This is a genomic window from Chryseobacterium sp. MMS23-Vi53, from assembly GCF_047651245.1.
In the GTDB taxonomy this organism is placed as follows: domain Bacteria; phylum Bacteroidota; class Bacteroidia; order Flavobacteriales; family Weeksellaceae; genus Chryseobacterium.
Genome location: NZ_CP180265.1, coordinates 3,361,697 through 3,374,095, shown reverse-complemented (window position 1 = coordinate 3,374,095; position 12,399 = coordinate 3,361,697). Strand labels below are relative to the sequence as shown.

At 37.5% G+C, this 12,399-nt stretch carries 13 protein-coding genes; all 13 read left to right on the top strand.

All coding sequences use genetic code 11. From position 1 onward, the window contains the following. Positions 1-62 precede the first annotated feature (62 nt). The 13 genes from ACKX2A_RS15135 (at position 63) to ACKX2A_RS15075 (ending at position 12,396) form a co-directional block, all read left to right on the top strand. On the top strand, positions 63-623 hold the full coding sequence (locus ACKX2A_RS15135; RefSeq protein ID WP_047397471.1) for an NADH-quinone oxidoreductase subunit B: 561 nt from the start codon (positions 63-65) through the stop codon (positions 621-623). Positions 624-628: 5 nt separating this feature from the next. Further along, positions 629-1,123, top strand: a complete 495-nt coding sequence (locus tag ACKX2A_RS15130) for an NADH-quinone oxidoreductase subunit C (RefSeq protein ID WP_415325567.1) — start codon at positions 629-631, stop codon at positions 1,121-1,123. Positions 1,124-1,169: 46 nt separating this feature from the next. Further along, positions 1,170-2,393, top strand: coding sequence for an NADH dehydrogenase (quinone) subunit D (gene nuoD, locus ACKX2A_RS15125; RefSeq protein WP_076445851.1), 1,224 nt, complete (start codon positions 1,170-1,172; stop codon positions 2,391-2,393). A gap of 121 nt (positions 2,394-2,514) precedes the next feature. Continuing rightward, positions 2,515-3,024 (top strand): complex I 24 kDa subunit family protein, encoded by a 510-nt coding sequence (gene nuoE / locus ACKX2A_RS15120; protein ID WP_047397467.1) that lies wholly within the window; start codon positions 2,515-2,517, stop codon positions 3,022-3,024. Positions 3,025-3,098: 74 nt separating this feature from the next. Further along, the gene (gene nuoF / locus ACKX2A_RS15115) at positions 3,099-4,457 is read left to right on the top strand and encodes an NADH-quinone oxidoreductase subunit NuoF (RefSeq protein ID WP_415325566.1); all 1,359 of its coding nucleotides are present in this window, start codon (positions 3,099-3,101) and stop codon (positions 4,455-4,457) included. Between the two features lies 1 nt (position 4,458). Continuing rightward, positions 4,459-5,337 carry a hypothetical protein gene (locus tag ACKX2A_RS15110; protein ID WP_415325565.1) on the top strand — a complete coding sequence of 293 codons (879 nt, stop codon included), beginning with the start codon at positions 4,459-4,461 and terminating at the stop codon, positions 5,335-5,337. A 42-nt stretch (positions 5,338-5,379) separates the two neighbouring features. After that, a complete protein-coding gene (locus ACKX2A_RS15105) occupies positions 5,380-6,378 on the top strand; it encodes a 2Fe-2S iron-sulfur cluster-binding protein (protein ID WP_415325564.1) in 999 nt (332 codons plus the stop codon). 97 nt (positions 6,379-6,475) lie between these two features. Continuing rightward, positions 6,476-7,540 (top strand): NADH-quinone oxidoreductase subunit NuoH, encoded by a 1,065-nt coding sequence (gene nuoH / locus ACKX2A_RS15100; protein WP_312391226.1) that lies wholly within the window; start codon positions 6,476-6,478, stop codon positions 7,538-7,540. Between the two features lie 58 nt (positions 7,541-7,598). Then, positions 7,599-8,156 (top strand): NuoI/complex I 23 kDa subunit family protein, encoded by a 558-nt coding sequence (locus ACKX2A_RS15095; protein WP_089856697.1) that lies wholly within the window; start codon positions 7,599-7,601, stop codon positions 8,154-8,156. After that, positions 8,156-8,653, top strand: coding sequence for an NADH-quinone oxidoreductase subunit J (locus ACKX2A_RS15090; RefSeq protein WP_415325563.1), 498 nt, complete (start codon positions 8,156-8,158; stop codon positions 8,651-8,653). The genes ACKX2A_RS15095 and ACKX2A_RS15090 overlap by 1 nt, the downstream gene beginning before the upstream one ends. Positions 8,654-8,657: 4 nt before the next feature. Further along, complete coding sequence (gene nuoK, locus ACKX2A_RS15085) at positions 8,658-8,987, top strand: NADH-quinone oxidoreductase subunit NuoK (protein ID WP_062652978.1); 330 nt, start codon at positions 8,658-8,660, stop codon at positions 8,985-8,987. A 2-nt stretch (positions 8,988-8,989) separates the two neighbouring features. Further along, positions 8,990-10,903 (top strand): NADH-quinone oxidoreductase subunit L, encoded by a 1,914-nt coding sequence (gene nuoL, locus ACKX2A_RS15080; RefSeq protein WP_415325562.1) that lies wholly within the window; start codon positions 8,990-8,992, stop codon positions 10,901-10,903. Continuing rightward, positions 10,903-12,396 carry a complex I subunit 4 family protein gene (locus ACKX2A_RS15075; RefSeq protein WP_415325561.1) on the top strand — a complete coding sequence of 498 codons (1,494 nt, stop codon included), beginning with the start codon at positions 10,903-10,905 and terminating at the stop codon, positions 12,394-12,396. Before nuoL ends, ACKX2A_RS15075 begins: the two co-directional genes overlap by 1 nt. Positions 12,397-12,399 lie beyond the last annotated feature (3 nt).

The following is a 12,399-nucleotide window of genomic DNA, read 5'->3' as shown; positions in this document are numbered from 1 at the left end:
AAAGATGAGTTTTATTTAAGCTAAATTTTAAATTTAAATCGTCTTTAAATATTTATAAAAAAATGTCAGACAACAAACCAGTAATAAGAACAGATGCACCTGCTCCGGAAGGATTTGAAGGAGAAGGGTTTTTCGCAACGAAACTGAGCAGTGTAATCGGGATGGCTAGAAAGTTTTCGCTTTGGCCGTTGCCTTTTGCAACCTCTTGTTGTGGTATCGAGTTTATGGCTACCCTGAACCCGACATATGATGCTTCAAGATTTGGTATGGAAAGAAACTCTTTCTCACCAAGACAGGCAGATATGTTGATGGTTTGCGGAACTATATCTAAGAAATTAGGACCAGTCCTAAAAGAAGTTTACACTCAGATGGCAGAGCCGAAATGGGTGGTTGCAGTGGGAGCTTGTGCTTCCAGCGGTGGTATTTTTGATACGTATTCTGTATTACAAGGTATCGATAAAATTATTCCTGTGGATGTTTACGTTCCGGGATGTCCTCCAAGACCGGAGCAGATTATCGAAGGAGTAATGCAGGTTCAGGCTTTGGCAGAAAGCGAAAGCATCAGAAGAAGAGATATGCCTGAATATCAGAAATTATTAGATTCTTACAACATAAGCAACTAACGGAAATGACAAACGAATTTGTATTAGAAGCAATCACAAGAGAATTTCCGGAGTCTGTAATCGCAAGTTCAGAACCTTATGGAATGCTTACGATTGAGGTGAAGAAAGAAGATTTGAAAAAAATTGTTCATTATCTTAAAGATTCATCGCTTGAATTTAATTTCCTTACAGATATTTGTGGAATCCATTACCCTGAGTTTCCAGAAAAAGAAATAGGCGTTGTTTATCATTTACATAATATGATGTCTAATTTCAGATTGCGACTGAAAATCTTTATGTCCAGAGAAAATATCGAGGTAGATTCTTTAGTAGAATTATATGCCGGAGCTAACTGGATGGAGAGAGAAACTTTTGATTTCTTCGGAATTAAATTTAAAGGACATCCGGATCTTAGAGCTATATTAAATATGGAAGATCTTGGATACCACCCAATGTTGAAGGAATATCGTTTGGAAGACGGAACGAGAACCGACAAGAACGATAGCATGTTCGGAAGATAAAAGCGGAAGGCAATTAGCCAAAAGCAAATAGCTAAAAGCAAACATTATGAAAGATAACTCATTATCTAATATACTAAACCAGTACGACAGTAAGGAGCAGATTGACGGTCAATTATACACCCTCAATTTAGGACCAACCCACCCTGCAACGCACGGGATTTTCCAGAATATCTTAACGATGGACGGGGAAAGAATCCTTCACGCCGAGCAAACAGTGGGATATATCCACAGAGCATTTGAAAAGATTTCTGAAAGAAGAAATTATTCTCAGATCACTACCCTTACCGATCGTATGAATTACTGTTCTGCACCAATTAATAACTTAGGTTGGCACATGACAGTTGAGAAGCTAATCGGAGTTAAAGTTCCAAAGCGTGTAGATTATATGCGTGTTATTTTAATGGAATTAGCAAGAATCGGTGACCACCTTATCTGTAATGGTGTAACCGGGATGGACTCCGGAGCAATTACTGGTCTTACATACATGTTCATCGAAAGAGAGCGTATTTATGATATGTACGAACAGATCTGTGGAGCGAGAATGACAACCAATATGGGAAGAATCGGAGGTTTTGAGAGAGATTTCACTCCAAAATTCCATGAGTTATTAAAGGATTTTCTTAAAACTTTCCCACCAAGATTTAAAGAATTCTGTACTTTATTAGAAAGAAACAGAATTTTCATGGACAGAACCATCGGCGCAGGAGCAATCTCTGCGGAGAGAGCATTAAGCTATGGCTTCACCGGTCCAAACTTACGTGCAACAGGTGTAGATTACGACGTAAGAGTTGCACAACCTTATTCTTCTTACGAGGATTTCGACTTTATTATTCCTGTGGGAACATCAGGAGATACTTACGACCGTTTCATGGTTCGTCAACAGGAAATCTGGGAATCCATTAAAATCATCAAACAAGCATACGAAAATCTTCCTGAAGGACCATTCCACGCGGATGTACCTGATTTCTATCTTCCTGAAAAGGCAGATGTTTATCAAAAAATGGAAGCTTTGATTTACCATTTCAAAATCGTAATGGGAGAAACGGATGTGCCTAAAGGTGAAGTTTACCACGCTGTAGAAGGTGGAAACGGAGAATTAGGGTTCTATTTAGTGAGTGATGGTGGAAGAAGTCCTTACAGACTGCACTTCAGAAGACCATGTTTTATCTACTACCAGGCATATCCTGAGATGATTACAGGTTCTGTAATTTCCGATGCGATCGTAACGATGTGTAGTATGAATATTATTGCAGGAGAATTGGACGCATAATTAGAATTTAGATAATAGATGAAAGATAAAAGACTTTCATCACCCAATATAAAATTGAATTTAGAACACGAATCTCAGAGTCTTTTCTCTTTTTTCTATGTTCTTTAATCTTAGATAAAAAATGAGCGAAACAATAGCTTTTAAACCGGAAAGTTTAGCACAGGTACACAAAATTATCGCAAGATATCCTGAAGGAAGACAAAAATCTGCTCTTCTTCCTGTACTGCATTTGGCACAGAAAGAATTCGGAGGATGGTTAGACGTTCCTGTGATGGATTATGTTGCGGAATTATTGAGTATTAAGCCAATTGAAGTATATGAAGTTGCAACTTTCTATACGATGTTCAATATGAAGCCGGTTGGTAAATATGTTTTGGAAGTTTGCAGAACGGGACCTTGCATGGTTTGCGGAAGTGAAAAAATCCTAGACCATATCAGAACTAAACTGAACATTAAGGACGGACAAACTACGGAAGACGGGATGTTCACATTAAAACCCGCTGAATGTCTTGGTGCTTGTGGATATGCTCCAATGATGCAGTTAGGAAAATTCTTTCACGAAAATTTAACGATAGAAAAAGTTGACGAAATCCTTGATCTTTGCAGAGAAGGACAGGTTGATTTGGGCTAAAATAAATTTAAACAAAAATAGCAAGGAGCTAAAAGCCAAAAGCAAGAAGCTAAATGCTAAAAGCATAATAAAAAATGAGTAAAAAACTTTTACTTAAAGACGCACATATAGAAGGTATTCGCTACTTTAAAACATACCGTAAACAGGGAGGTTACACAGCAGCAGAGAAAGCCTTGAAAATGACACCGGACGAAATTCTTGAAGAAGTAAAGGTTTCAGGACTTCGTGGACGTGGTGGAGCCGGATTCCCGACTGGGATGAAATGGAGCTTTTTGGCAAAACCAGAAGGTGTTCCAAGACATTTGGTCGTAAATGCCGATGAATCTGAACCGGGAACTTTCAAAGACAGATATCTGATGGAGTTTCTTCCTCATTTATTGATCGAAGGAATGTTGATTTCATCTTACTGTTTAGGCTCAAACGTTTCTTATATCTACATCCGTGGAGAATATTCTTGGATTCCTGATATTTTAGAAGAGGCGATTGAAGAAGCTAAAGCAGCAGGATTTTTAGGTAAAAATATTTTAGGAACAGGTTTCGATTGCGAAATTTACGTTCAAAGAGGAGGTGGAGCATATATCTGCGGTGAAGAAACTGCATTGCTTGAATCTCTTGAAGGTAAAAGAGGAAATCCGAGACTAAAACCGCCATTCCCTGCTGTAAAAGGACTTTGGGAAAGACCAACGGTAGTAAATAACGTTGAATCTATCGCGGCAGTCGTTCCAATTATTGATATTACAGGAGCTGAATACGCAAAAATCGGAGTGGGAAGATCTACAGGAACGAAATTAATTTCTGCTTGTGGAAACATTAACAAACCGGGAGTTTATGAAATTGACATGACAATCACTGTTGAAGAATTCATTTACTCTGAAGAATATTGCGGAGGAATTAAAGACGGAAAAAGATTAAAAGCTTGTATCCCTGGAGGAAGCTCAGTTCCGATCGTTCCTGCTAATTTATTATTAAAAACCGTAAACGGAGAACCAAGATATATGAACTACGAATCATTAGCAGATGGTGGTTTTGCTACCGGAACAATGATGGGTTCAGGAGGTTTCATCGTATTGGATGAAGATCAGTGTATTGTAGAACACACCATGACTTTGGCAAGATTCTATAATCACGAAAGTTGTGGACAATGTACGCCTTGCCGTGAGGGAACGGGCTGGATGTACAAGATTTTAAAGAAAATCGAGAAAGGAGAAGGAAAAATGGAAGATATCGATCTGCTTTGGGATATCCAGAGAAAAATCGAAGGAAATACGATTTGTCCATTGGGTGATGCAGCAGCTTGGCCTGTTGCAGCAGCTATTCGTCACTTCAGAGATGAGTTCGAATGGCACATCAAAAATCCTGAGTTGTCACAGACTCAAAACTACGGATTAGCACATTATGCAGATCCAATTCCTGCAGTTGAAAATAATGCTTAGAATGAAAAATTTATTGGTAGCCGGCCTATTGATGTCGGGGATTGCCTTTGGACAAGTCAAAAAAGATACATTAGAGAAAGAGTATAAACTGGAAGTCGCTTCTAAGCCGGAAAGGAAACAAAAGCCTTTACCTTTAAGCAAAAAAGGACAGGTTTTCGCTTTTTTTGGTTGGAACAGAGGAGCCTACAGCAATTCTGATATTCATTTTACCGGAAACGGTTATGATTTTCAGTTGAATAATGTATCATCAAGAGATAAACCTACAAAATTTGGGATCGTTTATTTTGATCCAAGTTGGTTTACCGTGACGCAATATAATTTCAGATTGGGATATTTTATTAAAGATAATTTAGCTCTTGTTCTTGGAATTGACCATATGAAATATGTGATGAAACAAAACCAAACAGTTGATTTTTCAGGATATATTTCAGATCCGAAATATGCAGGAATGGTACAGAACGGCCAGGTAAATTTAGCTGATGAACAGTTTCTTACTTTCGAGCATACGGACGGATTGAATTATGAAAATTTAGGTTTAGAAAAATATAAAAACCTTATTCATAAGAAAAATATAGATTTAGTATGGTCTTACGGAGCCGGAATCGGAGTAATGTTCCCGAAAAGTAATATTAAGCTTTTTGGAAATGAAAGAAGCGACCGTTTTCATGTGGCAGGTATGGGAACCGATCTTAGATCCAGCTTAAACATGGTTTTCTGGAAAAACTGGATGTTAAGAGCAGAAGTAAAAGCCGGATACATTAATATGTGGGATATTAAAACTACATTAAACAATAAGCCGGACAAAGCTCGTCAGGATTTTGTTTTCGGAGAGGTACTTGCTGGGATCGGATATACATTTAATACAAAAAAGTATAATTAAAATAGAGCTTAATTGCTAAGGCATAAGCGAAAAGCATAGAATATGAGCGAAGAGGTTAAAAAATTCAAAATAACTATAGACGGACAGACTACCGAAGTTTTGCCGGGTACTTCTATTTTGGAAGCTGCAAGACAAATCGGTGGAAAATCTGTACCTCCTGCAATGTGCTATTACAGCAAATTGGAAACCAGTGGAGGAAGATGCAGAACTTGTCTTGTAGAAGTTTCTAAAGGGTCGGAAGCAGATCCTCGTCCTATGCCAAAATTGGTTGCAAGTTGCAGAACCAATGTAATGGATGGTATGGAAGTAAAAAATCTTACTTCTGAAAAAACTCAGGAAGGTAGAAAAGCTGTCACTGAGTTTTTGTTGGTTAATCACCCATTAGATTGCCCTGTTTGTGATCAGGCCGGTGAATGTCACCTTCAGGATTTGGGTTATGAGCATGGAAATCTTCAGACAAGAACCGAGTTTGAAAGAAATACTTACGAAGCAGACGATCTTGGTCCTCACATCAAATTGAACATGAACCGTTGTATTCTTTGTGCAAGATGTGTATTAGCTGCCAATCAATTGACTGGTGAAAGAGAGCACGGAATTCTTTTCAGAGGAGATCACGCTGAAATTTCAACCTATTTAAATAAGGCTTTAGATAATGATTTTATCGGAAACGTAATCGACGTTTGTCCGGTTGGAGCCTTAACAGACAGAACTTCTCGTTTTGCAAGCAGAGTTTGGTTCACAAAGCCAATGAACGCTACTTGTAAGTGCGATAAATGTTCAGGAAAAGCTACCGTTTGGATGAAAGGTGACGAAATCGTGAGAGTTACTGCAAGAAAAGATCAGTGGGGTGAAGTTGAAGAATTCATCTGTGATACTTGCCGTTTCGAAAGAAAAGAACTTTCTGACTGGAACATCGAAGGTCCTAGACACATCGACAGACATTCAGTTATTTCATTGAATCACTATGAAAAACCAAAGGATGAACTAAGAGTATTGGACAATCCGATGGCGAAAGAAATCAGTGAAAAAGACGAAAAATAATTAATTAAAGACAATTAGATCTTAGACACTAGACATCAGACTTTTATCTTATATCTAGCATCTGACATCTCATATCTAAAAATCTTTACAAATAAAAATGGATTTACTTACATTTAAACTTATACTTGTACTAGCGCTTTTCCTGCTTTCGTTAACGATCGCAGCCTACTCTACCTGGGCAGAAAGAAAAGTTGCCTCTATCATGCAGGATAGAATTGGTCCCAACAGAGCAGGACCTTTCGGATTGCTGCAGCCTCTTGCTGACGGTGGAAAGTTCTTTTTTAAAGAAGATTTTACACCTGCCAACGCAGAAAAATTCCTTTTCGTATTGGGACCGGCTTTGGTAATGTTTATTTCATTAATCACGGGAGCGGTTATTCCTTGGGGTAAAAGTTTAAATATTGCAGGTACTTCTTATGATCTTCAGGTGGCTAACATCGATGTTGGTGTACTTTTCATCATCGGAATGGCTTCAATTGGTGTTTACGGAATCATGATCGGAGGTTGGGCTTCGAACAACAAATATTCATTATTAGGGGCTATCCGTGCTTCTTCTCAGATGATTTCTTACGAATTGGCAATGGGATTGGCTTTGCTTTCTATCATTATGATGACGGGAAGTTTAGATTTAAAAGAAATTACGGCAAGTCAGACCAACGGAAAACTTTGGGGATTCATTCCATGGGTTTCTGGTCTTAACTGGAATATTTTCTATCAGCCGATTGCTTTCCTTGTTTTCTTTGTAGCAGCTTTAGCAGAAACAAACAGACACCCTTTCGATTTACCTGAGTGTGAATCTGAATTGGTAACAGGATATTCTACAGAATACTCATCCATGAAATTAGGTTTATACATGTTCGGTGAATACGTGAATATGTTTATCTCTAACGCTTTCATGGTGGTTCTTTTCTTTGGAGGGTACAACTATCCTGGAATTGAATGGGTAACTCAAAACTGGGGTGAAAACACTGCAGGAATCTTGAGTATCGTAGCATTTTTAGCTAAAACAGTGATCGGAATTTTGATCTTCATGTGGATCAGATGGACGCTTCCAAGATTTAGATATGACCAATTAATGCACTTAGGTTGGAAAACGTTAATTCCAATGGCATTGGTAAACTTATTAATTACAGGTGCTGTAATTTTAGCGTTTGCAAACTAAGAGATAAGAATATATTTTTAAATGCTGAATAGAAGTTCAGCCTAAAAAATTACAATAAATGAAACTTACGAACAGATCAAAAGTTGTTTCTAACAAAGAAATGACCCTTGCTGAAAAAATCTACTTACCTGCGATTTTTACAGGAATGGGGATTACATTTAAGCATGCTGTAAGAACCGTATTGAAAGGTGCTCCCGCAGTATATTCGTATCCGGAAGTACAGAAACCGAGAGCAGATATCTGGAGAGGTCAGCACGTTTTGAAAAGAGACGAGGAAGGCAGAGAAAGATGTACCGCTTGCGGACTTTGTGCAGTGGCGTGTCCTGCAGAAGCAATTACAATGACTGCTGCTGAAAGAACTAAGGAAGAAAGAGATCTTTACAGAGAAGAAAAATACGCATCGGTATATGAAATCAATATGCTGAGATGTATTTTCTGCGGTATGTGTGAAGAAGCTTGTCCGAAATCTGCGATCTATCTTACCGACAGATTGGTAGATGTGGAAACTAACAGAGGTTCTTTCATTTACGGAAAAGATAAATTGGTTGAAAAAATAAATGAAAGGATTGATATCACTGAAAGACAATCCGAGAAACAAAAAAATGCGGTAAAATAATGGATCAGTTTTTATTTTTCTTGGTGGCGTTTTTAGCAGTGGCAAGTGCGGTTTATTTCGTATTTGCTAGAAATCCTTTATATGCTATTTTGTCATTAATTGTTACGATGTTTTCTATTGCAGGTATGTACATTCTTCTGAATGCACAATTCCTTGCGATTATCCAGATTATTGTTTACGCCGGAGCGATCATGGTATTATTCCTTTATATCCTGATGATGCTTAACCTTAATAAGCAAGACGAAAGTAAGAAGAACAATACTTTAAAATTTATTGGAGTTTTTACGGCAGGTCTTTTATTAACAGGAATTTTAGGCGTATTCAGAGGTGTTCAGCAAAACCACATTGTTGTTGAAAATGTAGACAAAGGCGTTGGTTTAACGAAAAATCTGGGTAGACTTTTGTTTAATGAATATGTTTTACCGTTTGAGCTTGCATCCATCCTTATTTTGGCAGGTATTGTAGGTGCGGTATTAATCGGTAAAAAAGATTTATAAAATTATGGGAGAAGTAAATACATTTATACAAAGCATCCCTCTGAATTATTTCATCATTCTTTCTTCTGTATTGTTCAGTTTAGGAGTGTTGGGCGTATTGTTGAGAAAAAATGCTATTGTTATTTTGGGTTGTGTTGAGCTTATGCTAAATTCTACGAACCTTTTATTAGCTGCATTTTCTGCGTACAAAGGTAACGGAGACGGACAACTTTTAGTTTTCTTCATTATGGTGGTTGCTGCTGCGGAAGTAGCGGTTGGTTTGGCAATTATTGCTATGCTATATAGAAATACCCGTTCTGTTGATGTAAGTATATTTAATAAATTAAGAGGATAAGAATGGAGAATTTAATATATGCAATAGTACTTTTACCACTTTTAGGTTTTCTTATTAACGGTCTTTTCGGGAAAAATCTTCCTAAAATTGTTGTGGGTAGCTTGGCTACAGCAATGGTTTTCGGATCTTTCTGTATTGCAGTAAGTCTTTTCATGAATTTCGATTCTGAAAGTCCTGCTGTTATCGTAAAGGCTTTCAAATGGTTCACAGTAAACGGAGTTCAGATTGATTTTGGATTCCAGATCGATCAGCTTTCATTAATGATGGTAATGATTATCACAGGAATCGGATCTTTAATTCACCTGTACTCTATCGGATACATGAGCCACGATAAAGGTTTTTATAAGTTTTTCACTTATTTAAATCTATTCATCTTCTCTATGTTATTATTGGTAATGGGATGTAACTACCTGATCTTATTCATTGGATGGGAAGGTGTAGGATTATGTTCTTATTTACTAATCGGATTCTGGTATACTAACGAAGAATACGGTAAAGCAGCGAGAAAAGCATTCATCATGAACAGAATCGGTGATCTTGCTTTATTGATCGGTATTTTCATGATTGCAGCACAGACAAATTCATTAGATTATATTTCTGTAGCGCAAAACGCTGGAAAATTTGAATTAGACGGAACAGTAATTATCTTTATTACAGCGAGTTTATTTATCGGTGCAACTGGTAAATCAGCTCAGGTTCCTTTATATACTTGGTTACCGGACGCGATGGCTGGTCCGACCCCTGTTTCTGCGTTGATTCACGCGGCGACGATGGTAACGGCGGGTATCTATTTAGTAGTAAGATCAAACTTCTTATTTACTTTAGCACCAACTGTTCAGGGAGGAATTTTATTCATCGGATTCTTGACGGCTGCTTTGGCAGGATTCTATGCATTACGTCAGAACGACATCAAAAAGGTATTAGCATATTCTACAGTTTCACAACTTGGATTTATGTTCATTGCTTTAGGTCTTGGCGCTTATACAACAGCGATGTTCCACGTAATGACACACGCTTTCTTCAAGGCATTATTGTTCTTGGGAGCAGGTTCTGTAATCCACGCAATGAGCAACGAGCAGGATATGCGTTTCATGGGAGGTTTGAAAAAATACATTCCGATTACTCACGCAACTTTCCTTATCGGAACATTAGCAATTTCAGGATTCCCTTTACTTTCAGGGATGATTTCTAAAGACGAAATTTTAGTAGCAGCTTTTGCTAAAAACCCTATTTACTGGGTAATCTTATTCATTTTAGCAGCTATTACTGCAACATATATGTTTAGATTATATTATTTGACTTTCCACGGAGAGTTCAGAGGTACTGAAGATCAAAAACATCACTTACACGAAAGCCCGTCTAATATGACATTACCATTGATCGTATTGGCTGTTCTTTCTGTCTTGGGTGGTTTAATTAATCTTCCTCACTTCATCGGTCACGGTCATTATGCAAAATTAATGGAGTGGTTGAAGCCGGTTCTTACTGAGGAAAGCTTTAAACAAATGGAAACGACTCTTTCTGGAGTTCCGTTTGGTACTGAAATGATACTTTTAGGAGCAACAGTTTTAATGTTCTTCTGTGTTTGGTTCATTGTTAAAAATACTTATGTGAATAAGAAAAAACAAGCGTTACCTGAAGAGCAGTACACAGGATGGGAAAAATTGTCTGCTAAAAAATTATATGTTGACGAACTTTACAATGCATTAATTGTAAAAACTGTTGAAGGATTAGGACGCGGAGGAAAGATGTTTGATAAAGGTATTCTTGATCGTTTTGTAGACTTCGTAGGTGAAGGTGCTGAAGACAGCGGAAAAGCGATGAAGCGTATCCAGAATGGAAATGTAGAAAACTACATTCTAATCATGTCTTTGGCTGTGGGAATTATACTGATTGTTAACTTTATATTACAATAATGTCTGGTTTATTATTAACATTATTACTATTACCTCTAGTAGGTTCGGGATTAGTTTTTGCATGGAAGAGTAATTCCAGCAAATATTTGGCACTGGGAATTGCATTGGTTCAAATGCTTGTTACCTTCTACATTACAGCGGATTTTGATTTTACTCCGACAGTAGACAGCGTATTGCAGCACGAGATCAATTACCCTTGGTCGCAATTCATGAAGAGCTCTCTTCACTTCGGTATCGATGGGATGAGCTTGCTTCTTTTATTGTTGACGAATATTTTAGCGCCAATCATTATTTTATCTTCTTTTAATGAAAATGTAAGCTACAGAAACACTTTCTACGGTTTGATTTTGCTAATGCAATTCGGTCTTATAGGAGTTTTCACATCGCTTGACGGACTATTGTTCTACATTTTCTGGGAAGTAACATTGATTCCGATTTGGTTCATTGCCGGACTTTGGGGTCAGGAGAATAAAAGATTTGAATTCACAACGAAATTCTTTGTATATACATTCGTTGGATCATTATTCATGTTAGCCGGATTGATTTATGTTTACAATCATTCTGCATCTTTTGCTCTAACAGATTTATATAATGCTCAATTAAACGAAACACAACAGACTGTGGTATTCTGGTTTATTTTCTTTGCTTTTGCAGTGAAATTACCAGTATTCCCTTTCCATACTTGGCAACCGGATACCTATACATACTCTCCTACTCAAGGATCGATGTTATTATCAGGGATCATGTTGAAGATGGCAGTGTATGGAGTTTTAAGATATTTATTACCAATTACTCCCCTTCCGATTGCAGGAATTTCGGGACAGATTGTAATTATTCTTGCGATTGTAGGAATTGTACACGGAGCATTAATTGCGATCATCCAGACTGATATGAAGAGAATCATTGCGTATTCTTCTTTCTCTCACGTAGGATTGATGGTTGCAGGTATTTTTGCTTCTGCAGTAATTACTTTAAGAGGAACTTTCAACATCGAAGGTGCTGAAGGAGCTTTGGTACAGACCTTTGCTCACGGTATCAACGTGGTAGGTTTATTCTACTGTTGTGATATTTTATACAAGAGATTTAAATCAAGAGACATCAGACAAATGGGTGGTTTGGCGAAAGTTGCTCCTAAGTTTGCCGTGTTATTCTTGATCATTATATTAGGTTCAATGGGAGTTCCATTGACTAATGGATTCATCGGAGAATTTATTTTGTTGAAATCTGTGTATGATTTTAACGGATTGGCAGCGGTAATCGCTGGTCTTACGGTAATTCTTGCTGCAGTATATTTATTGAGATTCTACGGAAAGGCAATGTTTGGACAAGGAGATGATGCTGTTTTAAGCACAGTAAAAGATTTATCTTCAGTAGAGTTTTCGGTACTGGCAAGTATAGCGGTTTTTGTGATTATATTTGGTATTTTCCCACAACCGATAATCGAAATGGTGAATAGTTCGTTGAAGTTTATCTACCAATCAATGGTAAGCTAATTT

Coding starts and splice junctions, on each gene's coding strand:
- ACKX2A_RS15135 (WP_047397471.1), top strand. CDS start 63: ATGTCAGACAACAAACCAGTAATAAGAACAGATGCACCTGCTCCGGAA.
- ACKX2A_RS15130 (WP_415325567.1), top strand. CDS start 629: ATGACAAACGAATTTGTATTAGAAGCAATCACAAGAGAATTTCCGGAG.
- nuoD (WP_076445851.1), top strand. CDS start 1,170: ATGAAAGATAACTCATTATCTAATATACTAAACCAGTACGACAGTAAG.
- nuoE (WP_047397467.1), top strand. CDS start 2,515: ATGAGCGAAACAATAGCTTTTAAACCGGAAAGTTTAGCACAGGTACAC.
- nuoF (WP_415325566.1), top strand. CDS start 3,099: ATGAGTAAAAAACTTTTACTTAAAGACGCACATATAGAAGGTATTCGC.
- ACKX2A_RS15110 (WP_415325565.1), top strand. CDS start 4,459: ATGAAAAATTTATTGGTAGCCGGCCTATTGATGTCGGGGATTGCCTTT.
- ACKX2A_RS15105 (WP_415325564.1), top strand. CDS start 5,380: ATGAGCGAAGAGGTTAAAAAATTCAAAATAACTATAGACGGACAGACT.
- nuoH (WP_312391226.1), top strand. CDS start 6,476: ATGGATTTACTTACATTTAAACTTATACTTGTACTAGCGCTTTTCCTG.
- ACKX2A_RS15095 (WP_089856697.1), top strand. CDS start 7,599: ATGAAACTTACGAACAGATCAAAAGTTGTTTCTAACAAAGAAATGACC.
- ACKX2A_RS15090 (WP_415325563.1), top strand. CDS start 8,156: ATGGATCAGTTTTTATTTTTCTTGGTGGCGTTTTTAGCAGTGGCAAGT.
- nuoK (WP_062652978.1), top strand. CDS start 8,658: ATGGGAGAAGTAAATACATTTATACAAAGCATCCCTCTGAATTATTTC.
- nuoL (WP_415325562.1), top strand. CDS start 8,990: ATGGAGAATTTAATATATGCAATAGTACTTTTACCACTTTTAGGTTTT.
- ACKX2A_RS15075 (WP_415325561.1), top strand. CDS start 10,903: ATGTCTGGTTTATTATTAACATTATTACTATTACCTCTAGTAGGTTCG.